At 49.6% G+C, this 23,265-nt stretch carries 20 protein-coding genes; 2 read left to right on the top strand and 18 right to left on the bottom strand.

Going from position 1 to position 23,265, the window contains the following annotated elements; translation table 11 throughout:
• Position 1: 1 nt before the first annotated feature.
• The 15 genes from modB to LG211_RS02185 all read right to left on the bottom strand — a co-directional run bounded on the left by modB (position 2) and on the right by LG211_RS02185 (position 17,367).
• The gene (gene modB, locus LG211_RS02255; RefSeq protein WP_148397703.1) at positions 2-664 is read right to left on the bottom strand and encodes a molybdate ABC transporter permease subunit; all 663 of its coding nucleotides are present in this window, start codon (positions 662-664) and stop codon (positions 2-4) included.
• A 5-nt stretch (positions 665-669) separates the two neighbouring features.
• Positions 670-1,467 (bottom strand): molybdate ABC transporter substrate-binding protein, encoded by a 798-nt coding sequence (gene modA / locus LG211_RS02250; RefSeq protein WP_269476938.1) that lies wholly within the window; start codon positions 1,465-1,467, stop codon positions 670-672.
• 99 nt (positions 1,468-1,566) lie between these two features.
• Positions 1,567-2,613, bottom strand: a complete 1,047-nt coding sequence (gene rlmN / locus LG211_RS02245; RefSeq protein WP_148397701.1) for a dual-specificity RNA methyltransferase RlmN — start codon at positions 2,611-2,613, stop codon at positions 1,567-1,569.
• 8 nt (positions 2,614-2,621) lie between these two features.
• Positions 2,622-3,014, bottom strand: coding sequence for a hypothetical protein (locus LG211_RS02240; protein WP_148397700.1), 393 nt, complete (start codon positions 3,012-3,014; stop codon positions 2,622-2,624).
• Positions 3,015-3,141: 127 nt separating this feature from the next.
• Positions 3,142-3,747: a VanZ family protein gene (locus LG211_RS02235; protein WP_227754688.1), complete on the bottom strand. Its 606-nt coding sequence runs from the start codon at positions 3,745-3,747 to the stop codon at positions 3,142-3,144.
• A 424-nt stretch (positions 3,748-4,171) separates the two neighbouring features.
• Positions 4,172-7,285, bottom strand: a complete 3,114-nt coding sequence (gene ileS / locus LG211_RS02230) for an isoleucine--tRNA ligase (protein WP_148397698.1) — start codon at positions 7,283-7,285, stop codon at positions 4,172-4,174.
• 399 nt (positions 7,286-7,684) lie between these two features.
• Positions 7,685-8,932, bottom strand: coding sequence for a hypothetical protein (locus LG211_RS02225; protein WP_148397697.1), 1,248 nt, complete (start codon positions 8,930-8,932; stop codon positions 7,685-7,687).
• Positions 8,932-9,456 carry an RNA polymerase sigma factor gene (locus tag LG211_RS02220; protein WP_148397696.1) on the bottom strand — a complete coding sequence of 175 codons (525 nt, stop codon included), beginning with the start codon at positions 9,454-9,456 and terminating at the stop codon, positions 8,932-8,934. Before LG211_RS02220 ends, LG211_RS02225 begins: the two co-directional genes overlap by 1 nt.
• Positions 9,457-9,852: 396 nt before the next feature.
• On the bottom strand, positions 9,853-10,743 hold the full coding sequence (locus LG211_RS02215) for a MerR family transcriptional regulator (protein ID WP_227754691.1): 891 nt from the start codon (positions 10,741-10,743) through the stop codon (positions 9,853-9,855).
• Positions 10,744-10,773: 30 nt separating this feature from the next.
• Complete coding sequence (locus LG211_RS02210) at positions 10,774-12,144, bottom strand: APC family permease (protein ID WP_148397694.1); 1,371 nt, start codon at positions 12,142-12,144, stop codon at positions 10,774-10,776.
• A gap of 16 nt (positions 12,145-12,160) precedes the next feature.
• Positions 12,161-13,042 (bottom strand): acetamidase/formamidase family protein, encoded by an 882-nt coding sequence (locus LG211_RS02205; RefSeq protein ID WP_148397693.1) that lies wholly within the window; start codon positions 13,040-13,042, stop codon positions 12,161-12,163.
• 164 nt (positions 13,043-13,206) lie between these two features.
• Positions 13,207-14,556, bottom strand: coding sequence for an MATE family efflux transporter (locus LG211_RS02200; protein ID WP_148397692.1), 1,350 nt, complete (start codon positions 14,554-14,556; stop codon positions 13,207-13,209).
• Positions 14,557-14,576: 20 nt separating this feature from the next.
• Positions 14,577-16,166, bottom strand: coding sequence for an acyl-CoA dehydrogenase family protein (locus tag LG211_RS02195; protein ID WP_269476937.1), 1,590 nt, complete (start codon positions 16,164-16,166; stop codon positions 14,577-14,579).
• Between the two features lie 73 nt (positions 16,167-16,239).
• Positions 16,240-16,992, bottom strand: coding sequence for a 4-hydroxy-tetrahydrodipicolinate reductase (gene dapB, locus LG211_RS02190; RefSeq protein ID WP_148397691.1), 753 nt, complete (start codon positions 16,990-16,992; stop codon positions 16,240-16,242).
• Positions 16,993-17,367, bottom strand: a complete 375-nt coding sequence (locus LG211_RS02185) for a metallopeptidase family protein (protein WP_148397690.1) — start codon at positions 17,365-17,367, stop codon at positions 16,993-16,995.
• A 273-nt stretch (positions 17,368-17,640) separates the two neighbouring features.
• On the opposite strand from LG211_RS02185, the gene LG211_RS02180 reads away from it, so the two are divergent.
• The gene (locus LG211_RS02180; protein ID WP_227754695.1) at positions 17,641-17,817 is read left to right on the top strand and encodes a hypothetical protein; all 177 of its coding nucleotides are present in this window, start codon (positions 17,641-17,643) and stop codon (positions 17,815-17,817) included.
• A gap of 108 nt (positions 17,818-17,925) precedes the next feature.
• Positions 17,926-18,126 (top strand): hypothetical protein, encoded by a 201-nt coding sequence (locus LG211_RS02175; protein WP_148397689.1) that lies wholly within the window; start codon positions 17,926-17,928, stop codon positions 18,124-18,126.
• A 73-nt stretch (positions 18,127-18,199) separates the two neighbouring features.
• Here LG211_RS02175 and LG211_RS02170 read toward each other — a convergent pair whose 3' ends face one another.
• From LG211_RS02170 to pth, 3 genes are all read right to left on the bottom strand, one after another.
• Positions 18,200-19,129 (bottom strand): ATP-binding protein, encoded by a 930-nt coding sequence (locus tag LG211_RS02170; RefSeq protein WP_336246021.1) that lies wholly within the window; start codon positions 19,127-19,129, stop codon positions 18,200-18,202.
• A 135-nt stretch (positions 19,130-19,264) separates the two neighbouring features.
• The gene (gene mfd, locus LG211_RS02165; RefSeq protein ID WP_148397688.1) at positions 19,265-22,684 is read right to left on the bottom strand and encodes a transcription-repair coupling factor; all 3,420 of its coding nucleotides are present in this window, start codon (positions 22,682-22,684) and stop codon (positions 19,265-19,267) included.
• Positions 22,662-23,264, bottom strand: coding sequence for an aminoacyl-tRNA hydrolase (gene pth, locus LG211_RS02160; RefSeq protein WP_148397687.1), 603 nt, complete (start codon positions 23,262-23,264; stop codon positions 22,662-22,664). Before pth ends, mfd begins: the two co-directional genes overlap by 23 nt.
• Position 23,265 lies beyond the last annotated feature (1 nt).

The following is a 23,265-nucleotide window of genomic DNA, read 5'->3' as shown; positions in this document are numbered from 1 at the left end:
ATCACACCTTGTAATTCTTCTTTTTCAGCCAGGCATTGAGGCCGAATATCATGAGAAAACTGAACACGGTCATAACCATCACCAGGGTATTGGCCTGATCCTCTTTTCCCGTTGCCACCGCATAATAGATGGCCGTGGGGATAGTCTGGGTCTTGCCCTCGATATTTCCCGCCAGCATCAGCGTCGCCCCGAATTCGCCCAGCGCCCGGGCAAAAGTAAGGATGATCCCGCTGACCACTCCCGGCCTTGCAAGGGGAAAGACTACTGTCCAAAAGATCTTCCACTCGCTGCTTCCCAGAGTGCTGGCCGCAAGCTCATACGTTTCATCGACGCTTTGGAAAGCCGCTTTCACATTTTGATACATCAAAGGCAGCGCCACCACGCAGGCAGCGATAACGCAGGCAATCCAGGTAAAGACTACCTGGATCCCAAAGGTATCCAGCAGAAAGGCGCCCAGAGGGCCCCTTTTGCCGAACAGTTTTAATAACAAGTAACCGACAATGGAGGGCGGCAGGATCATGGGCAGGATTATCAAGGTTTCCCAGACGCTTTTGAGCGGTACCTGCTTCTTCGTCAGAATATAGGCGAAGAATACCCCCAATATGAAGGCAAATATGGTTGCGATCGAAGCAACTTTTAAGGATAATAAAATCGGACTCAGCATGCTGGTTATTTTACCGTAAATCCGTATTTTTCAAATACGCCTTTCGCATAATCTCCCTGAATAAACGTATAGAACTTATTTGCGGCCTCCTTCTGAGGAGCGTCTTTTAGAAGGGCCGCCGGATAAACGATAGGATCGTGGAGGTTGTCGTCCACTTCTGCTACAATCTTGCCTTTCTCTTCCTTGAGCATCTTGGCGTCGGTCATATAAACAAATCCGCAGTCCGCATCGCCGGTCTCCACGTAATTTAGAACCGCCCTTACATCCTTGGCTTTTACGATCTTGCTTTTTACTTTATCAGCAATTTTCAGGTTATCAAATACCTGTGTCGCATATTTTCCTGCAGGAACCGTTTCCGGCTCACCGATGGCGATCTGCTTTACAGCGTCGGTAGTCAGAGCGTCCATTGACACTTTATCCGCCGCTTCACTGGTGGCAATCAGTGTTAAAGCATTGCCCAGCAAATCCTTGCGGGAATCCTTGTCAATCAAATCTTCTTTTTCCAAATCATCCATGTTGGCCTTGGATGCGGAAATAAACAGGTCGCAATCCGCTCCGCCTTTGATCTGCTGGACCAAATCTCCCGATCCCGCATAGCTGGTTAGGATCTTGTCGCTGCAATCCTTGTTGTATTCTTTGATAATCTCATCCAGCGCGTCGGTCAGGCTGGCTGCTGCCAATACGGTGACATCCACGCCTTCATCCTTCTTTGCCGAATCGTCACTTGAGCTGCCGCAGCCTGCGAATACGCATGCGGTCAGCAGCAGCAGCGCCAACAGCAAACTAATCTTTCTAGCTTTCATAATGTGTCTTCCTCCTGTGTGTATAAGTGCTTTGTTCATTCACATGGCGTTAGAATACCACACTTTGGAAAACAAGTCTGTTGGCCGAACAACATTTCCTCAATTTTTTTCCAATTCCCCCAGGCGCAGCTGTCCGCAGGCGGCATCGATGTCCGCCCCCAGTTCCCGCCTTACCGTGGCCGGAATTCCATGCTCCTCCAGGTAAGCGGCGATTTGCAGGGCATGATTGCGGTTGCTGCCAGCCATACCGGTTTCTGTCACTTGGTTAAGGGGAATCAAGTTGACGTGGCAGAGCATGCCTCGAAGCCTTTTGATCAAGAGATCGATCTGCTCTTTTGTATCGTTTTTGTCTTTTACCAGGGCATATTCAAAGGTGATCCGTCTGCCGGCAGCTTGGGTGTAATCTCTGCAAGCTTCCAGCAAGGTTTCTACCGGGTAGCGCCTGCAGATGGGCATCATCCCTTCTCTTGTCTGATTGTCGGCGCTGTGGAGGGAAACAGCCAGATTCACCTGCTTCATATCTTCGGCAAACTCCCGGATCCGGGGCACGATTCCGCAGGTGGATACGGTGATATTCCGCAGGCTGATATTCAGCCCTTCCTTTTGGTGGACGTTCTCGATAAACGCCTTCAGGTTGTTATAGTTATCAAAGGGCTCTCCCGTTCCCATGACGACAATGCGGCTGATGGTTTCACCGGTATCCTTCTGGATGGTCAGAATCTGATCGGCAATTTCGCCCGGAGTCAAATTCCTTCTCAGCCCGTCCATCCCAGACGCGCAAAAACGGCAGCCCATTCTGCACCCAGCCTGAGAGGATACGCAGATGGAGTTGCCGTATTTATACTTCATGAACACGCTTTCGATGGTATTTCCGTCCTCAAGTCCCAGCAGATATTTGCGGGTTCCGTCTTTGCGGGAGTTCTGCACCCGCAGAATCTGCAAGGTACCCAAATATGCGTGTTCCGCCAGCTTCTGCCGCAGGTCCTTGGAAAGATCGGTCATGTCTTCAAAGCTGCTGGCGCCTCGGTATATCCAGGAAAACACCTGCTTGGCCCGGAACGCTTTTTCTCCCTGGTCAAGAAAAAAATCTTTCATTTGTTCCAGCGTCAGGTCCTTTAAATTGGTTTTCAATTTTTGTTCTATCATAAATCTCCTCAATATAATCCTTTATTCCTGCTCAGCCGCTTCCGTTCATTTACTGTCTGCTTTTGAACCTCGCCGCGCCAGCGGGGATGGTAAATATCCAAGTATGCCTCGATGTTAATCCAGTCGTTCTGCGGATTTTCCGAAGCGATTCCCGGATAAAACCGTTCAATATATTCTTTCACCAGAATCTGGGAAAGGTGCTTTAGTCTGCCGCATGACTCCGGGCAGACGGTTTCGCCGTAGCCTTCTAAGATGGTGATAATCATCGGTATGTCATAGCCGAATTTGATGGCGATGTATTCCAGGTCTCTTCCCAGCGCCACGTAATGGTCAAAGATTGCCAGATGATCTTTTGGGGGAAGCTTTGCCGCTTCTCTGAGCTTTGCGATCGGTGCGCTCATGGCTGGTCCTCCTTCCGCTGCCGGTTCTCTGCCAGGCAGTTAAATCGTTCTGCGGCTGTTTGCCGGCATTTCAGACTTTATTATACTACGAATCGGCCGCATGGTATAGGAAGTTTTTTCAGGAGTCTTAAAGGAGCAGCGACCATACCCACTCGGATAAAAGCGGCTGAATGGTGAAATTGATCAAAAATACCAGAGAGCACAGGATCATCACTTCTCTGCCTTCTTTTTTGTCCGCCCTCGCTTTTCCTCCGATACGCTTTCCGGCAATTATTTTTACAATCAGAAACCCGATGAGGGCGCCGGCCGTGTTGGCGATCAGGTCATCCAGGTCGGTTGCCCGGAAGTTGAACAGCTGCATGAATTCGATAAAAAAGGAAAGGCCTCCTCCCAGCAAAAGGATGTTTGTTACCCGGCCCAGCTTGTCCCAGATCAAAGGCGCCAGTATTCCCACCGGCATGAATAAGATAATATTGAGGAAAAACTGGACCGGGCTGGCCAGCATTCCGTCGAAGGGGATCAGGTTGACCGTTGGATCCAGGTTTATCCGCCAGATAGAAGGAATCCCTGTAAGGGCAAAGATTTCCGCCAGGCCGCAGCCAAAAAGCACCACCAGCCATCGGTGGCCGCAGCCGGCATCTTTGCGGCATGCCCGCTGCCAGCACCAGATGACTGGTACTACAAAACTTACGTTGATAAGACTGTCGATCAATAGACTGGTTATGGTAGACATAGTTTGCTCCTTTTCTCGTTTGTAAACAAATATCGTTATCATTAGCATAACAGAAAAACTTTGTAAGAAAAGGTAGAAATTATTAAGGTTGTTTTAGGAAATCTTAATTTTTTTGGTGGATGCGGGAGGGATCTGGTGTTGTGAGGCATGTGGGCTGCAATAAATTTTTAATGTTTTAAAATTTAGTGTAAAATTCCAATGTTTTCAAGGGTCAAATTGTGTCAAAATCCCTGAAAATTTATATGTCTCGAAATTTTGCGCCCTGAGGCCCACAAAATTTACACTAATTTTAAATAAAATATCCCGTTTTCGTTATGGTAAACCAAAAAGTACAAGTAATTGCAGTTTTTGCGATACATTTACGGACCCGCCAGTGCCGCAAAGCAGCACCGGCGGGTCCGATATCATCTTGCCGCTGAGACAACTATTTCCGTTCTACCCCGATCCCTGTCTTATGTCCATTGAGATCATATTCCTGCAAACCGCTGCCCGCTTCCATCTCCACGGCCAGCGTTTCATTCATAATATAGTCCTTGTAGCTTTTCACAGCCGCCGCAACAGCTTCATCCGCATCGATGGTAATTTTAATATTGTCCATCATCTCGAAATCGTGCTGCTTTCTCAGCTGCTGGACTTTGGAAACCAGCTCTCTTGCCAGACCTTCATCGATCAGCTCTTTGGTCAGAGTCGTGTCGAGAATGGTAAATACGTTGTTTTCCATGGCCACCGCAAAGCCTTCCTTGGCGCTGATCTTGGTGTCCACCATATCAGCCGTTATTTCCGTTGCTTCGCCGTTCAGATCCAGGGTAATCTTGTCCTTTGCTTCCAGCTCTCCAACTACGGCCGCCGCATCGGCTTTTGCCAATGCACCGCCGAAGGCCTTGATGTTTTTGCCCAGCATCGGACCTGCAACCTTGAAATTGGGCTTGAGGCTGTAGTTCATAAATTTGTCCAGTTCTTTTTCAAAGACCACTCGCTTCACATTCAGCTCTTCCATGATCAGCGGCGTCAAATCGCCGATCAGCGATTCATATTTGCCGTCTACCAGAATTTCGCCCAGCGGCTGGCGGACCTTGATTCTTTCCTTTTCGCGGGTTCCGCGGCCCAGGCCGACCAGGTCGCGTACCAGGTCCATACGCTCTTCAACCTTGGCATCCATCAAGGACTCATCCGCCTTGGGGAAGTAAGCGATATGCACCGATTCCTCGCCGGTCAGGTTCACATAGATTTCATCGGCAATAAAGGGCGCGAAAGGCGCGATCAGCTTGGATACACCCACCAGCACTTCGTAAGTGGTCGCGTAAACGGATTTTTTATCATCGTTCAGCTCTTCTCCCCAGAACCGTCTTCTGGCTCTGCGGATATACCAGTTGGACAAATCTTCAATGACAAACTCCTGGATCTTGCGCACGGATTTCATGTGATCGTAATGATCCATTTCAAAGGTCACTTCCTTTACCAGCTTGTTATATTTGGAAATGATCCACCGATCCAGTTCAGGACGTTTGTCATAATCCACAGAAAGCTGGGCCGGATCGATTCCATCCTGGTTGGAGTAAAGGACGAAGAAATTGTAAACATTCTTCAAAGTGCCGAAGAATTTGCTGACGATTTCCACCAGCCCGTCTTCATCAAATCTGGTTGGCGACCAGGCCGGCGAAACATGGAGCAGGTACCATCTGGTGGCGTCGGCGCCGTACTTATCGAAAAGCTGGAACGGATCCACCGTGTTGCCTTTGGATTTGCTCATCTTTTTGCCGTTTTTATCAAGGATCAGGTCATTTACCAGCACATTCTTGTAAGGCGCTTTTCCTTTAATAAAGGTGGAAATCGCCATCAGAGAATAGAACCAGCCTCTGGTCTGGTCGATCCCTTCGCAGATAAAGTCTGCCGGGAATAATTCTTCATCAAACTTTTCTTTATTTTCGAACGGGTAGTGCTGCTGGGCAAAAGGCATGGAGCCGCTGTCAAACCAGCAGTCCATAACTTCCGGAATCCTGGTCATCGGTTTGCCGCAAACCGGGCAGGTCAGGTGCACATCGTCCACATACGGTCTGTGGAGCTCGATGCTCTCATCGACATCCTCCTGGGCCTTTTCTACCAGCTCCGCCCTGCTGCCGATGCACTCCAGATGGCCGCATTCACAGCGCCAGATGGGGATCGGCGTACCCCAGTAACGGTTTCTGGAAATGGCCCAGTCCTTCACCTCTTCCAGCCAGTTGCCGAAACGTTTTTCACCGACAAAGTCCGGGAACCAGTTGACCGTATCGTTGTTGGCGACCAGCTGATCCTTCAGCTTGCTCATTTCAATGTACCAGCTGGGCTTGGCATAGTAGACCAGCGGCGTTCCGCATCTCCAGCAGTGGGGATAGTTATGCTCAATTTTTTCTTTGCAGAAAATCTTGTTTTCGCCTGCCAGCCATTTGATAATATCAATATCCAGACCGTCTTCCATAACAAACCGGCCCGCCCATGGCGTTTCTGTATATTTCCCCTCTTCATCCACCGGATTGACAACCGGCAGATCATAGCGGCGGCCGGTCTGATAGTCATCTTCACCAAAGGCCGGTGCCGTATGGACGATGCCCGTACCATCTTCAATGGTAACGTAGTCCGCGCAGGTTACGAAAAAGGCTTTTTTGTCCGGCTTGACAAAAGGCATCAGCTGCTCGTACTCGATATATTCCAGAGCCTTGCCCTTCATTTCTTCCAGGACTTCATAGTTTTCCCCGCCCAGAACTTTGTCTGCCAGAACCTTGGCAACATAGAAAATTTTGCCTTCTTCGTCGCCGGCGGTCATCTTTGCCTTGATATAATCCACGTCCGGACCTACGGTCAGTGAAACGTTGGACGCCAGTGTCCAGGGGGTTGTAGTCCAGGCCAGGAAATATTCATCCGCGTCTTTGCGCTTGAATTTTGCTGTGATGGTGTTTACTTTTACTTCTTTATAGCCCTGGGCAACCTCGTGGGAAGCCAGTCCTGTTCCGCACCGCGGGCAGTATGGCAGGATTTTATGGCCTTCGTAGATCAGCCCTTCTTTAAAGAATTCCTTGAGGATCCACCATCCGCTCTCGATGAAATCGTTATCCAGGGTGATGTAGGGGTTGTCCAAATCGATGAGATACCCCATCCGTTTGGTCATCTCCCGCCACATGCTTTCATAGGTGAATACGGACTCACGGCACTTTTCATTGAATTCCTTGATGCCGTATTTTTCAATGTCCTGCTTGCCGCTCATCTCCAGCTGTTTTTCCACCTCGATTTCAACGGGAAGGCCGTGGGTGTCCCAGCCGGCTTTCCGCCTTACCTCAAAGCCCTGCATGGTCTTGTAGCGGCATACCGAGTCCTTCAGCGTTCTGGCGATAACGTGGTGTATTCCAGGTCTGCCGTTGGCTGTCGGCGGTCCCTCGTAAAAGATGAAGGACGGCTGTCCTTCTCTTGTGGTTACACATTTGTGGAGAAGATCTTCTTTTTCCCACTGGTCCGCCTGCTCCATCTGCAGTTTTGCAATGGGTTTTTCCGATAAGTTTTTAAACATATCTCTTTTCCTTTCTATCTCTATTTTTAAGTTTTGTAAAGCACAAAAGCTCAGTATCGCGCGGGGTAAATGGTGCAAACGGCGCGGGTACCTTATTCAATGCCTCCCGCAAAGCCAAGTACGAAAAAATCCCTGACTCTCCAAAGCAGAGAATCAGGGACGATAAAATACCGCGGTACCACCCTGGTTGCAGCTGCAAGCTGCCCCTTCATTTTGTAATCAAGGCTCCGAAGTGATCTTCACGATCCGCTTCACCGATGTTTTCTCACCATCAAACATCTCTCTGTAAGGGTTTTACACGGGGCTACTGTCTTCATCCTCGCCTCTTGTTATTGACTTCATATACGTTGATATTTTATATGCTCCCGCCTCTAAAGTCAAGGGATAAATCCCGCGAACTCACTCAGTAAACCGATCAAAATTGATTTTTTCCAAACACGCTTTTAGATCCTGTATCGCCACCTCTGGTTCTTCGAGGGATAAATGGTTCAGCTCCGCCATATATGCATCCCAGATCCGCACCTCTTCATCGCTCAGATTGCCGTATTGTTTCAAAAGTTTCGCATAGGCAGCGGCGTTTCCGTTCTCTGCAAAAGCCTCTTTCATCAGCTGGGGCTCCTCTTTGTCTGCCGTATCGATGGCAGCGCTGACTTTTTCCTCCAGTGCTTCGCGCCCGCTCAGTTTTGTCTCCTCCTTAATTTTTTTATCGTATATGCGATTGATTCCATCCAGCTGTCGGTTATATTGGTCCAAATCTTCCTGGGCAAAATCCCTGGCCGCATGCACAGTTACAAAATAGCGGCCCGCCTTTCCAAAAGCAGAAACACGCATTTCATCCACAGTGCCGATGAATGTAATTCCTGAATTGGTTTCAATCTGAACCGTTTTTTTCTGCTGTTCTTTGGGGCCGGTGTTGGACTCAAACCCCATCCAGGGAAAACTCCCTTCGGGAGTGAGGTCGATCGACAAAATCGTGTTTCCCTGCGCCTGATTCTGGTCTGCGATTTCCATTTCCAAGTGCAGATTGCCATCGTCAAACGAATAGCCCCCACTGGACTGGCTGATGGTACTTTTCAAGGCATCGGCCAGCTGCCGATTCAGAATTCCACTCAGGCCCCTGATTGCCAATTGGTTCTCCATGTCTTCATAGGAAGAAATCGCTTGTCCCTCTGTTGCATATTTAAGTCCATATTCCTGGCAGATTTCTTTGACCTTCTGCGGCATGTCATAGACGGCATCCGCGCTGCGATCTGCTGTTTTAGCCAGTTCTTCTTCGGTCAGGCTGTCTAAATACCGGTTGTACTCCCGGGCCGCCCGATACTCTTTTGAATCCATGGCCGCATTAACCGGCGTGGCCGAGCCATCTTCGTTTTTGATTTCCGGGAACAAAATTCCCGACGCATAGGCGACGGTTCCAATGGTCAGGATCGCCGCCATCACCGCCGCCAGGCTGATGAGCAGCCGCCTTCTTTTCCCCCCGGCTCTGCCGCATCCCTTTCCATAGCGCCACTTTGGCACGTCCGTCTTTGCCGCCAGTCCTTCCAGCTCCAGCAGCTTGGCCGTAAGCTGATCGGCCAGATTTACATCTCCCTCCTCGATTGCCTGATCCAGCTGATTTTTAATCATTTCATCCTTGTATTTTTTCATCAACACACACCTCCGCTCCCCATATCCATTTCCCTGATAATCCTTCGCACCTCTTTTCTCAACCTGACATACCGCATCTTCAGCGCCGTCTCTTTTATGCCTTTTTCCTGGGCGATCTGGCGCATGGACTTCTTATCCAGATAGTAAGACTGATAGAGTTCCCGCTGTTCCTGACTCAGCCGCTCCATCACTTGAGGGACAAATTTCCTTTCATCAATGTTCCGATCTTCTTCGGCGAGGATGGCCTCAAGCAAATCAGGATCACCTGACACTGGCTCTTCTTTCAATTCCATCGCTCTGTGTTTGGCATCATCCCGCAGAGCTTCGTAAGTCTTTAGTTTTGCTGTCCGATAGAGAAATGCCGGCGGATTTTCATGCCTGAGAAATCGGCTTCCTTTTTTATAGGCGATCAAAAACACTTCCTGGGTCAGATCCTCCGCCAGAACCGGATTCTTCGTCATTCCATGGATGTAGTTATAGATCCGTCCATAATTTTCTTGATATCGATCTTCGAAGCTTTTCAAGTGGAACTCACCTCCTTACCCATATATGCGAATTTTTCTGTCAGGTAACATCGCTTTTTAAGCAGCGAAGTTCAGATGGCATAAGGCTTACGAAAAAAGCATAAATAAATACAAGTTTTTACGCAGATTTCAACGCTTGCGCCCTCTCAAAATCAACCAGAAGCAGCAAAACCTGCTTCATCTCAATACCAGGTCCCGCAAACCCACAAGATTGCGTAAAAAAAGAAACCTTTCAATGAAATTTTCCCGATTTGCGTCAATACTTCAGCACCGCAAAAGCAGATCATTCGCCGCTCAGCGCTTCGCGGAGTTTACACAAAAAGAGGCTGATCGCATCTATCACTCTTTTTGATGCAATCAGCCCCAAATCTTTTCAAATTTACAGCCGTCCCAGCTTCACAGGCCCAGATCAAGGACCGGCACCTTTGTTTCTCCGTCCGTCTCCCGCCCATCCCCAGCAACCGGCAGATTGAGCCGGAAAATATACTGATCGGGCTTCATAGTATCGCTGGGTTCCAAAAGGCACTGCAGAATCAGCTTGCCCACAGGCTGAAGATGGTTTTCACGGACCCAGGAACGCAGTCTGTCGTAGATCCGTTCCAGCTCCTCATATCCGCCTACGCAAAGGGCCGAAGCCGCCAATACGCCGTTAAAACGCCTGATCGCTTTTGAGCAGCAGTTTTCTTTGTATTGAACCGGCATGCAGAGCAGAAAACCGCCGTATCCCCGAATAAAGCTGCGGACATCGTTGGTCTGCGGAGTCAGAATCAAAGCCCCTGTCTGTAAAAGTCCCAGGCGGTCCCGCAAGTTCTGGATCTTGAGACAGCATTGGGTAAAGAAGGCAAGGTCGTGAAAGGGCTCTTCCATGTTCATGCAAAGGACATCGGCAGCAGGCAGCTGCCGCAGCTCCGGCGGATGACTGTGATAAAAGCATTCGCTGCCTGCCGCCTGATACTGGCGCAGAATGTACTCTCCCTTGGACAAATAGTCATCAATGTCGCTGACCGCCTGCAGCTGCAATTCAATTTTCCGCTTGGCCTCACTGACCTTTTCCCGAAAACCGGAAAGATCTTTTTTGACCAGGATCATCCGCATTTCTTCCAGAGAAAACCCAAGCATCTTCATATTTTTAATCAGCTGAACCTGGAGCATCTGCTCTTCATCGTAATACCGGTATCCGGTAGCATCATTTCGATATGCGGGTTTGAGGAGCCCCACCTGATCGTAATGGCGCAGTGTCGGGATACTCAGCCCGGTAAGCTTTGATAATTTTCCAATCGAATACATTTGTTCCCAGCCTTTTTCCTTTATCATATCCTATAATTCAATATTTTTAAAGGCTTCCGGTACCTCTTTGTAGCCTTTTGACTTGATAAATCCGATGACCACTCCGATGATCAGCCAGCCGAAGCCTACGATATAGCTGATATAGTCAAAGCCGGTAAAGACATAGATCAAGATGGCCATACCTATGAAGGGGCAGACCAAATTTTTGATAAATCCTGCTCCGCCCCTGATCTTCTCTCTGATGAAAAAGTAGAAGAAGGTGGCGAAATTGAGCATGATAAAGGATCCCAGCGCTCCGAAATTAACCAGCCTGACCAGGGTGTCGATGGGAACCGCGATGGCAATCACCAGCGAAAAGATGGACAGCAGATAAATGCCCACATACGGTGTACGGAACTTGGGATGCACCTTGGCGAAGATATGAGGAATTACCCGGTCTCTGCCCATGGTATAAAGGAGCCTTGCCGCTGATGACTGGGCTACCATGGTATTGGCAATACCGGCAGCAACGATGGTCACTCCGACCATCACAATCCGAAACCATTCTCCCAGGGCCAGGGCGGCCGCATCGTAAAAGCCCGCTGCGATATCCGTATTCTGCCAATCGGGAAGAATGAGACAAGCCACATAAGTCTCAACAATAAACAGGAGCCCGATGCTGATGAGGGCGATCATAATCGCTTTTCCGATATCTCTGGCTGGTTCCAACGCCTCTTCCGCAAGGGTGCTGATGCCGTCAAAGCCCAGGAAGGACAGCGCGGCTATGGTGCAGGCCGAAGCGATGAAATTGAGGTTGATCTTGCCCGGCTGGTAAATAGGCTCAATGGAGAAACCACCTGTGCCTCCGCCGCCGGCGATAAAGCTGATGCCGCCGATGAGGAAGATAACCACCACCACCAGTTCAATGAAAAAGAGGATGATATCCGCTTTCGCCGTATAATCGATCCCTCTCACATTAATCAGGGTATTGACGACGATAAAGGCGATAATCCAAGCGATCGCCGGAATTCCGGGAAACGTTTCCACACAAATGTTGGAGACCAGCGCATACAAAAGGGCTGGCACGAAGATGTAATCCAAGAGGATCATCCATCCTGCCACAAAACCCACATGATGGTTAATTCCCCGCTGAACATAGGCATACACCGATCCGCCTACGGGAAATCGCCGGCTCATCTGCATATAACTGAGAGCCGTAAAGACCATGGCGATGACGCCTACCAGATAGACAAAGGGCGTCATTCCGCCGCTGGCCTGTTCAATTTCTCCGAACACCGCCATCGGCGCGATGAGCACCATCATGATCATTCCATAAAAGACCAGGTCCTTCAGCTTGAGCGTACGTTTGAGCTGAACCTGTCCATCTGCTGACGAGGCCTGAGGGGCCGCATTGTTGTTCATTTAACTTGTCTCCTTTCTACTTGATCAATTCCTTGCCTGGGATTTTGGGAACGCCGGCTCTCAAAATCATGTCAATGGGACACGGCAGCGTAAACTGGTTGATCTCAATATCGCCCTGCAGGGACAGATACAGGAACACGTCCGTCTGATCCCAGCCATAGGCATCCACCATCAGCCGCTGCAATTCCCGGCATGACTGATTGAGGGCGGTCTCATAATCCGGCGCAGCCACATTGACATACCATTTATCCTTTGTCTCCGTCATCGGCCAATGAAGTTCAAAGTCCTTAATCAGCGAAATCTTCACCCTAACGTCGGCGGCGATTTCAATCCCATTTCCGCAGAGCTCGCAGTCGCCCTGGGAAGCATGTACGTCTCCCATGCCCAAGAGCGCTCCCGGAACCTGGACCGGCAAATAAATTCTGGATCCCCGCTTAATCATTTTACTGTCCATGTTGCCGCCGTGATCCCCCGGCAAAAAGCAGAGAGGCTCCCCTTCCTCTGGCGCTACGCCGATGACGCCCAGCATGGGATCCACTTCCCACTTTATATCGTTGAAATGGGCGATACGGTTTTTCACTGGAATGATCTTTGTCCGGGGAACGGACTGTTCCATAAGAGGTCCGCCGATATTGCAGCACACCCCCTGGTCTGCCACATCGATATCCAGGATATCCACCACCAGAACATCTCCCTTTTCAGCGCCATCCACATACACCAGCCCGGTTGCCAGGTCGGCGTCTCCGCCGGTTATGTCCTCCGGGTAGTCCGCTTCGGTCTTGATATTGCCCGAATAACAGTCCAGTGTTTTGAACAGCAGCGTTTCACCTGGTTTCACCGTACAGCATGGTTGATGGTTTTTCGAAAAAGTACTGACAACTGCTTCGATCGTTTTCATGATTTCTCCTCGCTTTGTTTATAAATTTCCCTTGATTTACCCCGTCTGTATGCTCTTATGCTAACCCTAAAGTCTACTTTAGAGTCAAGGATGATCTTTTCCATGCAAACAAAAAAGAGAGCATCCTGTCGTTTTTTGACAATGCTCTCTCGAAAAACCAATGGTCATCTGCGGGGCGGATGATCGCGAAAACCTTTCCCTACTTTCAAATAAATCAAACACAGAACAATGGACAGACAACTGGCCAGCGGCGGGACAAATCCCATTTCATATAAGGTAATTCCCGGCAGCCTGCTGAGGAAATAGGAGACCGGAACCCGGACGCCGAAGGTGGCCAGAAGGCTGTGTATCAGCGAAAACAGCGAGTAGCCGCAGCCGCTGAAGAAGGAATTGGCGCAGAAAATGAAGGCCACCAGCATGCAGTCGATGGTATAATTTTGCAGATACAGGCCCGCCGTGTAAATCACCTCAGGGTCTTTGCTGAAAATGGCGGTCAGAGTCTCCGGATAAAACTGGCAGAACACCCATATGGCAAGGCCGAAGAGGAAGGACATTCCCACGCCCACCCATAGACTCTTTTTGGCCCGGTCCATGCGCCTTGCTCCCACATTCTGCGCGGTCATAACCGCCACAGCCGACGCAAAAGAGGTCGGCACCAGCATGGCAAAGACGATGATCTTCTCATCGATACCCACTGCCGCCGATGCCACCAGCCCCATGGTATTGATGATGGCCGTGATAATGAGAAACGACACATTGACCAGCGCGTCCTGGACTGCGATGGGACTGCCAATTTTCAAAATACGGAAGGCCTGGCCCCCTTTAAAGCCGATGTAGCCCATACGGAAAGGCACCGGCAAACCTTTTTTCATCATATAGAGAATCCCCGCCAAAAAGCTGATTCCCTGGGCCGTAACCGTAGCAATGGCCGCGCCTGCCGCCCCCATATGAAAGACAGCGATCAGCAGCAGGTCAAGACCAATATTGATTACGCAGGCCAGGGCAATAAAATACAGGGGCGATTTGGAATCGCCGAATCCCCGAAACACACCGCTGACACCGTTGTAGCCCACGATAAAAGGCACTCCCAGCGAACAGATGGTAATATATTCTATGGTATATTCAAAGGCCTCCGGCGGAGTCTGCATGATCTCTGTGATGGGAGTTACAAAGACCAGCATAACACCAGTCAAAACCACTGCGATCACCAGAAACAGAGCCGCCAGATTGCCCACAGCCATGGCTGCATTCTTATCCCTTCTGGCTCCTACGAACTGGCCGATGACCACCGTTCCTCCCGTGCTGATCCCCAGAACGATTCCGGTGATCGTCTGCATGACCTGTCCTCCGATGGCCACCGCGGAAACGCCGGCTGAATCAGCGAACTGGCCCACCACCAAAAGGTCCACGGCCCCGTACAGAGCCTGCAGAATGCTGGCCAGCAAAAACGGCGCGGCAAATTTAAGCAGAGTGGGAACAATCGGCCCCCTTACCAGCGCTCTCTCATCTTTCATACACCCTCCAAATCAAAACGCTATTTCTCCCACTTTTCAATCAGCTGGGGAATCACTTCATAGACATCGCCCACGATCCCGTAGTCAGCGGCTTTGAAAATCGGCGCCTTTGGATTGCGGTTGATGGCAACGATCACCGATGATTCTTTCATCCCCGCCAAATGCTGGTTCATTCCTGAGATACCGCAGGCAAAATAGAGATCCGGCTTTACCGTGCGCCCGGTGAGCCCCACCTGGACATCCTCATCGATCCAGCCCATGGATACGGCCCCGCGGGAAGCGCCCACACTGCCGCCTACTGCGTCTGCCAGCTGCTTCACCAACCCCAGCTCTTCGGTCCGTTTAAAGCCCCTTCCGCCGGAACAGATGATCTCGTCCTTCTTCACGTCTTTTAAAGCCTCAATCAATTCTTCTACCGTATCAAAGAGAACGACCGGCTGCTTTTGCGCCTTATCCTGCTTCTTTTCCTTTTTGAAGATCTGTCCGGAAATGACCAGCTTCATCACTTCCGAAGTCCCTTCATAGATCTCTGTAATCTTGGCATCTCTCATATAGCGCTCAATGGGCAGGTCCTTGATGTATCCATAGCCGCCGTGGAACTGAACGGCCTTGATGGTCACTTCCATAGCCGTGGTCGAACAGGCCAGCTTGGCCTTAGCCGCGGTCACCGTCATATCAGGCAGACCCTTTTCCCGCACATCGGCAGCCCGGTAAAGGAGCAGGCGGGCGCCGTCGATCTTGGTCTCCAGTTCAGCCATTTCAAAGGCCATGGCCTGAAACCCGCTCAATTTTTTGCCGAACTGTTCTCTGTGCTTCATATATTCTACGGTTCTGTCAAAGGCTCCCTGAGCGATTCCCAGGGCCTGGGCCGCGATGCCCAGACGTCCCACGTCCAGAGAAGTCATGGCTACCTTAAAGCCTTTTCCCAGCTCTCCCAGGAGGTTTTCTTTGGGAACAATGCAGTTGTCGAACACCAGCTCCGATGCGATGGAACCGCGGATCCCCATCTTGTCTTCCGTCTTGCCTTTATAGAAGCCCGGCATCCCTTTTTCCACGATAAAGGCGCTGATTCCCTTGGTTCCTTTAGATTGGTCGGTCATAGCCATAACCACATAGACATCGGCGATACCGCCGCCGGAGATGAACACCTTGGATCCATTGAGCAGATAGTGATCGCCCTTATCCTCGGCAATGGTCTGCTGCATGGCCGCGTCGGTTCCCGCATTGGGCTCGGTCAATCCAAAGGCGCCGATCTTTTCCCCGCTCAATAGAGATGGCAGATATTTTTTCTTTTGCTCTTCACTTCCGTATGTAAAGATGGGCCAGCAGCAGAGCGCGTTGTGGGTCTGCACGATGACGCCGTGGGACGGACAGATTTTGGAGATCTCTTCCACTGCCATTACATAAGTCACGTAGTCCAGCCCGGCTCCGCCGTATTCCTTGGGAAAGGGCATGCCCAGCATTCCCATCCTGCCCAGTTTTTTCACGGTTTCAAGCGGGTACTCGGCATCCCGGTCCATCTTGTCCTGAATGGGCACGATTTCCCGTTCGCCAAACGCCCTCAACGTTTCTTTCAACTCCAGCTGCTCTTGTGAATAACCAAAATCCATGTTGTCCTCCTCGTTACATAAAAAAAATTGCTGTTGATCCGAAGATCCGATGCTGTAAGCAAATACCTGTTGTTTACAATCCGATCACATCTTCCATTGTATAAAGTCCGACGCCGTGCCCGGCCATATAGACCGCCGCATCGCACGCACCCCTGGCATAGCACTCCCAATTATATGCGTGATGGGAAATTTCCATCATCTCACCCATGCAGCCAAAGAATACTTTGTGGCTGGAAGGTGTATCTCCGGCACGAACGGAATGAAAGGCGATTGAATCCATCGGTTTTCCCGACCTTTCTGCCATTTCCTCCGCCAGCTCCAAGGCCGTGCCGCTGGGGGCATCCAGCTTATCCTGGCTGTGAAGGTCTAAAATTTCAATTTTCGCTTTGTCTCCCAGCGCATTGGCGGCAATTCCCAGCAGCTTACGCATCACATTGACGACAAAAGATGTATTGGCCGCTTTCATCATGGGAATTTCTTTCCCGGCCGCCAGCAATTCTTCCTCCTGCTGAGGCGTAAAGCCGGTGGTGCCGCATAAAAACCCTTTTTTATATTTTTTGCAGATTTCCAGAACCTCCATGGAAAGTTCCACTCTGGAAAAATCCACAACCAAATCGCATTGATCGATGATCTTTGTAAGATCGTCGTAAACAAGCGCTCCGATTTCTCTTCCCAGCCCGGCTGCCAGTCCGATGTCCTTGCCGATATAGTCTCTTCCCGCTGGTCCCAGGCCGCCTACGATCCGTATATCGTCCCGCTCACAGGCCGCCTTGACGATCAGTCCGTCCATATGTCCCCGCGGAGCCGTAATGATGATATTTACCATTTAAAGACCTCTCTCCTTTCGATATCTTTTAAGCTGCTTTTCGTCCTCAATCTCCAGATCCTTTTCACCTGCCAGCGATTCCAAGTGATGGGTGAACTCGTGAAACAAGGTTTCTCTCAGCTTGGACTTAAAAGCTTCACCTTCCAAATAGCCAAAAAGCTTTGCGAAAGAACCGTAATAAACCTTAATCAACCGTCCCATACTGCCGCCGCTTTGATATTCCCCTAAAATGTACAAATCATCACAGACTGCATGGGGACTCATTTTGGCCTGAGGCAATAGCAGAATTCCTCCGTTGAGCTCCTTGTAAATGCCCGACGGCAGCTCTTCTGCGACTTCATCCAGCATGACTTGTGCTTCATCAATTGTTACCATAGCAATACTCCTTTCTATACAGTATATCTTTTTTTCAGCCTTCAATCAATGGAACAATTCCAAAGGTTTACGAATTAATTAAAGCGTTCATGTACAAACTATAAGCGTAAACGGATATCGTTGGCACCGATCCGTGCCCCATTTTAAATTAATAAAATTTTTAGAAAATTTAGCGGTAATTCTGAAAAAAACGTGGTAAAATAGAATCAAAGAAACGTTTCATTTAAATGGGGAAGTTGCAGACTTTATCCGAAAATCAAAGGAGGGCTGAATATGCCACTTATTATTTTAGGAGTATTGGTCTTCGGCGGCTTGCTGGCTCTGTTCGAAACCATCAGAAACAAGAAACATCACACTGCTTCTTCCAAGGGAAAAGCAGACGAAGTTGCCCCAGTCATTTATCTTCCAACCGATTTGGAGTTGGAAAAGAGAAAAAGACACATTATTTAAGAGAAACGTTGGCGTAGGAAGAGGCAAACAATGGGATTTACCTCTTTTTACTTCAATGAAAATAGCCCGAGTTTTGTAAGGAATGGATATTAGGAAGGGAGGTCAGGTATGCCGCTTATTCTTTTAGGGCTGCTGGTTGTAGCCGGCCTGTTGGCCTATATGTATTTTACCGGTCATTCGGAAGGTTTTGTCAGAAAAAAAACGAACGATAAAAACCCTGACCAGAAGGACAAAGAGGCCACCGTCATCTACCTGCCCAATGATTTGGAAAAAGAGAAGAAGAGGAGAAAAGTCAAAACAGGCAAGTAGTCTAAAAAAATAAACCCGTTGGGATGCGCTTTATGGCCTCCCAGCGGGTTTTCTTTGTCAGGCGACCTCTGTGTTAAATAATGCCTTTATCTAACAGAAAATCAATCATGTTGATATGCAGGATACCCTGATCATCATACCAACGTTTGCCTATATCTTTTCTTACTACGATCTTTGGAAAAAAGTCACCCACAAGGGCAAAGGGACGAATCTCGCTTTCAGCCTTTTCCTCGGTCGTTATCGCATATGCTGACTGGATATACGCCCGCTTGCTTCCGGAATTAACGACAAAATTGATCTCTCTTGGCGTACGGACCGAGTTTCCGTTCTGATTGGTTGTTCTTGCGTACACCACTCCCACGTCCACAGAAAACTGGCGGTTTATCAGTTCGTTATAAAGAATGTTTTCCATGATGTGGGTCATTTCCTGCTGACGAAAGTCAATGCGGGCATTGCGCAGACCCAGGTCTTCGCTGTAGTATTTATTGGGAGAATCAAAATACGACTTGCCCTTTACATCATAACGCTTGCTTTCAGAAAATAAGAAAGCATCCTCTAAATGGTCGATATAGGCGCGAATCGTATTTGCGGAAACATCGAAATTTCGCTTTGATTTGAGCGTATTGGCAATCCGTGCCGGGTTGGTCAATGAACCGATGGAGGAGCATAGCAGGTCCAAAATCTGCTCCAGAACATCCTGCCGTTCTATTTTTTTGCGTTCTACGATATCTTTGATATATACTTCCGTAAAAAGCGATTTGAGATAGTTCATCTTTGCCGCATCGCTTGGCCGTGAGAGGATCAGAGGCAAACCTCCATAAAAGGCGTATTCATCAAACGCTTCATTCTTGTCACCGCCGACAGCGGAATAGTATTCAGCAAAGCACAGAGGATGTACACGAATCTCATCACTTCTTCCTCTGAACTCGGTCAAGATATCTGAAGAAAGCATTTTGGAATTGCTTCCCGTTACATATACGTCCAGATTGGGTAGGCTGCGCAGGTCGTTTAATGCGTCGTAAAACGTAATCTTTTGTCCTTCCGGATTATATGGGTTAGAAACTTTATCGTATAGGCTCTTTTATTCATTATACTCGCAAAGAAAACGGCAATCAAGCCATATCTGCTGCAAAAATCGCTATTCCGCAGCCACTTCCAAAAATTCCAGTATTTCCGCCAGCCGCTTTTTGCTCTTGGGTGTAAATCTTACAAAGGGTTTGACTCCGCCATGTATAAAGAGGTTCATGCCGTATTTTGCCGAGAGAGCGGACAGGGATTTGGCGCTGAGGCCGTTTTCCTGGGCAAAGTTAAAGATCACTTTACTGCCCTCTTCGTGAATCCTGGTGATGCACAGCTTTTCCGCCATGGAACGGATTCTGGATATGGTAATCAGATTCATGGTATCCCGCGGAATTTCGCCAAAGCGGTCGATCAGTTCATCGATGATTTCTTCCTCGTCGGCGGCAGAGGCTGCAGTGGCGATCTTCTTGTACATCTGCAGTTTCAGCACTTCATCAGAGATATACCGATCCGGAATCAGAGCCGTTACATTCAATTCAATCGACGCTTCTTCCCGATCCGGGTTGACCACTTCTCCGCCCAGCGCCCGCACCGCATCGTCCACCAGCTTGCAGTACAGCTCATAACCGATGTTCATCATGTGGCCGTGCTGTTCGGTTCCCAGGAGATTTCCCGCGCCTCGAATCTCCAAATCCCGCATGGCCACTTTGAAGCCGGCGCCGAACTCTGTAAATTCTTTGATCGCCCTCAGACGCTTTTCCGCCACTTCCGAAAGGCTCTTATCCTTTTGAAACATCAGGTAGGCATATGCCATGCGGTTGGAGCGGCCCACCCTTCCCCGGAGCTGATAAAGCTGGGAGAGGCCGAAACGATCCGCATCCAGGATGAGCATGGTATTCACGTTGGGAATGTCAATGCCCGATTCAATGATCGTCGTTGCCACCAGCACGTTGGTCTCGCCCTGAACAAATCCCATGATCACATCTTCCAGGTGATGCTCGTTCATTTGCCCGTGTCCCACGGCTACCTGTGCCTGGGGCACCAATTCCTCAATATGGGCGGCCAGCTTGTTGATGCCCTTGACCCGGTTAAAGACGATATAGACCTGTCCGCCCCGGTCCAGTTCTTTTTCAACAGCGTCCCGGATCAGCATGTCGTCCTGCTCCAAAACGTAGGTTTGAACCGGATACCGCTCTTCCGGCGGTTCTTCAATGACGCTCATATCCTTGATGCCTACCAGCGACATGTGAAGAGTTCTGGGGATAGGGGTCGCTGATAAGGTCAGCACATCCACATTCTTTCGCAGCTGCTTGATCACTTCTTTATGCTGCACGCCGAACCGCTGCTCCTCATCGATGACCAGCAGGCCCAGGTCCTTGAATTTCACATCCTTGGACAGGATGCGGTGGGTCCCGATTACCACATCGACGCTGCCCTTTTCCAATCCGTCGATGACGGCTTTCTGCTGAGCCTCGCTGCGAAAACGGGAGAGCATCTCCACTTTAAAGGGAAATTTTTCAAAGCGTTCCTTGAGGGTGTAATAATGCTGGTTGGCAAGAATGGTTGTCGGCACCAGGACCGCCGCCTGCTTGCCGTCGGCAGCGCACTTGAACATGGCCCTGGCCGCCACCTCGGTCTTTCCGAACCCCACATCGCCGCACAGGAGCCGGTCCATCGCCGTATCCTGTTCCATGTCCTTTTTGATTTCCTCAATACAGCGGAGCTGATCGTCCGTTTCCGTGTAAGGAAAACTGTCCTCAAATTCTTTTTGCCAAACCGTATCAGGAGAAAAGGCGTGGCCCTTTTCCAGCTGCCTTGCGGCTGATACTTCCAAAAGCTCTTTGGCCATATTGGCGATGGCTGCCTTGGCCTTAGCTTTGGTGGTTTTCCACTCGCTGCCGGAAAGCTTGTTGAGCTTGGGACTGGCGGTGTCGGCGCCCACATATTTCTGGATGATATCCATCTGTTCCACCGGCACATAAAGGATATCCTGGCCGCTGTATTTGATCTTGAGATAATCTTTTTTTACATTCTGAACCGACAGCTGTTCGATGCCCATAAATTTACCGATACCATGGTTTTCATGGACCACGTAATCGCCCTTCTGCATATCGGCAAAGGACTTGATGGGCTGGCTCATGCTGCCGGCTGTTTTTTTCTTACGTTTTTTCTTTTTGGGCGTTCCGAAAATGTCCCCGTCCCAGATATAGCAGAATTTTTCTTCCGGAAAATCGATGCCTCCGGTGAGACTTCCCTGCTTTACCCAAACCCTCTGCAAAAGTCCGGCCCTGGAGAGAAATTCTTCCATGTTGGCCGCCCGCTCCTCGTTGGCGCAGACGATGGTCACTTTATAGCTGTTTTTCAAATAGGAACGGATTTCCGATTCCAGCAAATCCATCTTTCCGTTGAATACCAGCGTCGGCTTGGTTACAACGTTGCGAATTTCCGCCAGAGCATCCACCCCTTTGATGGTCTTTTGAAAGGGTGTGAACAAATAGGCCCTGTCCAAATCATAGAGGCGGAGATAATCGTTTTTATTGGAGAAATGTTTCATGTCCGCCGGAACTGCCTGCCCCCGTTCCAGCAGGGTCTGAAAATCATCGGCCGTTTCCCGGTCCCGGGCTTCCAGGTTTTCGTAGCACCTGGCCGGATCGTCGATCATGACGACCGGCTGCCTCATGTAGTCCCAGATGTACTCGGTCTCGTCGTAAAAGTAATAGAGATAGTTTTCCAGTTGCTGCAAATTCATGCAGTTTTCCGCGAAGTCGATCAGCTGATCCCGTCTCAGCTTGAGGTTTTCACCCCGTGCCAGTTCCTCTTCACTTGCATGCTCCCCTGTATATTTGCGAATCTGTCCCGCATAGGCCTGCTTGATTCTCACAGCCGCTTTTTCAAAAATCGTCCTGTCCTTGAGCAGCTGCTCCGCCGGATAGACTTCAACGAATTTTAAGCTTTCAATGGACCTTTGCGTGTCCAGGTCAAAGCTTCTGATAGAATCGATCTCCGTATCAAAGAGTTCCACCCGGTACGGAGCCTCCCCGTCGGCTGTGAAAATATCGATGATCGAGCCCCTGATGCTGAACTCTCCCTTGGCTTCCACCAGAGGCACCCGCTCATAGCCCATGCGGACCAGTTTTTCCTTCACCAGCTCCAGGTCGATCTCCTCGCCCAAAGTCAGCTTGATTGCGCTGTCGTCAAAGGTTTGATGGGGCGGCAGCTTGCGTATGGCCCCGGTAGCCGGCGCTACGACCAGGCAGTCCTCTCCCGTTCTCAAGGCTTTGAGGATCTTCAGCCTCTGGAGCATTTGATCGTGGTTTTTCGCTTCGTAGCGGATGAACCCTTCTTCTTCCGGCGGCAAAACATAGATATTTTTGTCAACAAAAAAAGAAAGGTCTGTAGCCAGGCGCTTCGCTCTTATATATGAGGATACCACCACCAGGCACTGGCCCTTTGCTTCTTCCTTTAAAATCTTCCCAATAACAGGAGCTACCCGGCTTTCGGCAGCTCCTGTTATATTAATCATTCCCTTTTTTATCATCGTTTTCTCCTGCGGCCTTTTGTCTTATATTGTATTCATTCATAGCCTTATCTATGCCCTTTTCAACAATACATTCCGCCGCCAGTACTGCTCGTCTCACCGCTTCTGCAAGCGGCTCTTTTTCTTCTTTGGAAAACCCGCCGATTACAAAGTCCCGCAAATCGCCTTTGCGGTTGTTTCCGATTCCAATGCGAATCCTGGGGAACTGATCCGATTTCAGGTCGTAGATAATGGAACGCATGCCGTTATGCGTTCCGGCGCTCCCTTTTTTACGGATGCGGACGGTTCCCGACGGAATATCGATATCATCGTAGATCACCACCAGGCGGTCGATCTCCTCTTTGTAGTATTCCATCACTTCCCGGACGGACTGGCCGGAAAGGTTCATGTAAGTCTGCGGTTTGACCAATAAAACCTTTTGGCCGGAGATACGTCCTTCTCCGACCAAAGCTTTATGTTTTATTTTGTTGATTTTAATGTCGTTTCGTTCTGCCAGGAGATCCAGGGCGATGAATCCGATGTTGTGTCTCGTATTCTCATAGCGCTTTCCCGGATTTCCAAGGCCTGCAATGATGTACATG

The organism is Hominibacterium faecale (assembly GCF_020734085.1).
In the GTDB taxonomy this organism is placed as follows: domain Bacteria; phylum Bacillota; class Clostridia; order Peptostreptococcales; family Anaerovoracaceae; genus Hominibacterium; species Hominibacterium faecale.
The sequence above is the reverse complement of the archived record's forward strand: the minus strand, read 5'-3'. Positions and strand labels throughout refer to the sequence as shown.

Coding starts and splice junctions, on each gene's coding strand:
- modB (WP_148397703.1), bottom strand. CDS start 664: ATGCTGAGTCCGATTTTATTATCCTTAAAAGTTGCTTCGATCGCAACC.
- modA (WP_269476938.1), bottom strand. CDS start 1,467: ATGAAAGCTAGAAAGATTAGTTTGCTGTTGGCGCTGCTGCTGCTGACC.
- rlmN (WP_148397701.1), bottom strand. CDS start 2,613: ATGATAGAACAAAAATTGAAAACCAATTTAAAGGACCTGACGCTGGAA.
- LG211_RS02240 (WP_148397700.1), bottom strand. CDS start 3,014: ATGAGCGCACCGATCGCAAAGCTCAGAGAAGCGGCAAAGCTTCCCCCA.
- LG211_RS02235 (WP_227754688.1), bottom strand. CDS start 3,747: ATGTCTACCATAACCAGTCTATTGATCGACAGTCTTATCAACGTAAGT.
- ileS (WP_148397698.1), bottom strand. CDS start 7,285: ATGTTTAAAAACTTATCGGAAAAACCCATTGCAAAACTGCAGATGGAG.
- LG211_RS02225 (WP_148397697.1), bottom strand. CDS start 8,932: ATGAAAAAATACAAGGATGAAATGATTAAAAATCAGCTGGATCAGGCA.
- LG211_RS02215 (WP_227754691.1), bottom strand. CDS start 10,743: ATGTATTCGATTGGAAAATTATCAAAGCTTACCGGGCTGAGTATCCCG.
- LG211_RS02210 (WP_148397694.1), bottom strand. CDS start 12,144: ATGAACAACAATGCGGCCCCTCAGGCCTCGTCAGCAGATGGACAGGTT.
- LG211_RS02205 (WP_148397693.1), bottom strand. CDS start 13,042: ATGAAAACGATCGAAGCAGTTGTCAGTACTTTTTCGAAAAACCATCAA.
- LG211_RS02200 (WP_148397692.1), bottom strand. CDS start 14,556: ATGAAAGATGAGAGAGCGCTGGTAAGGGGGCCGATTGTTCCCACTCTG.
- LG211_RS02195 (WP_269476937.1), bottom strand. CDS start 16,166: ATGGATTTTGGTTATTCACAAGAGCAGCTGGAGTTGAAAGAAACGTTG.
- dapB (WP_148397691.1), bottom strand. CDS start 16,992: ATGGTAAATATCATCATTACGGCTCCGCGGGGACATATGGACGGACTG.
- LG211_RS02185 (WP_148397690.1), bottom strand. CDS start 17,367: ATGGTAACAATTGATGAAGCACAAGTCATGCTGGATGAAGTCGCAGAA.
- LG211_RS02180 (WP_227754695.1), top strand. CDS start 17,641: ATGCCACTTATTATTTTAGGAGTATTGGTCTTCGGCGGCTTGCTGGCT.
- LG211_RS02175 (WP_148397689.1), top strand. CDS start 17,926: ATGCCGCTTATTCTTTTAGGGCTGCTGGTTGTAGCCGGCCTGTTGGCC.
- mfd (WP_148397688.1), bottom strand. CDS start 22,684: ATGATAAAAAAGGGAATGATTAATATAACAGGAGCTGCCGAAAGCCGG.
- pth (WP_148397687.1), bottom strand. CDS start 23,264: ATGTACATCATTGCAGGCCTTGGAAATCCGGGAAAGCGCTATGAGAAT.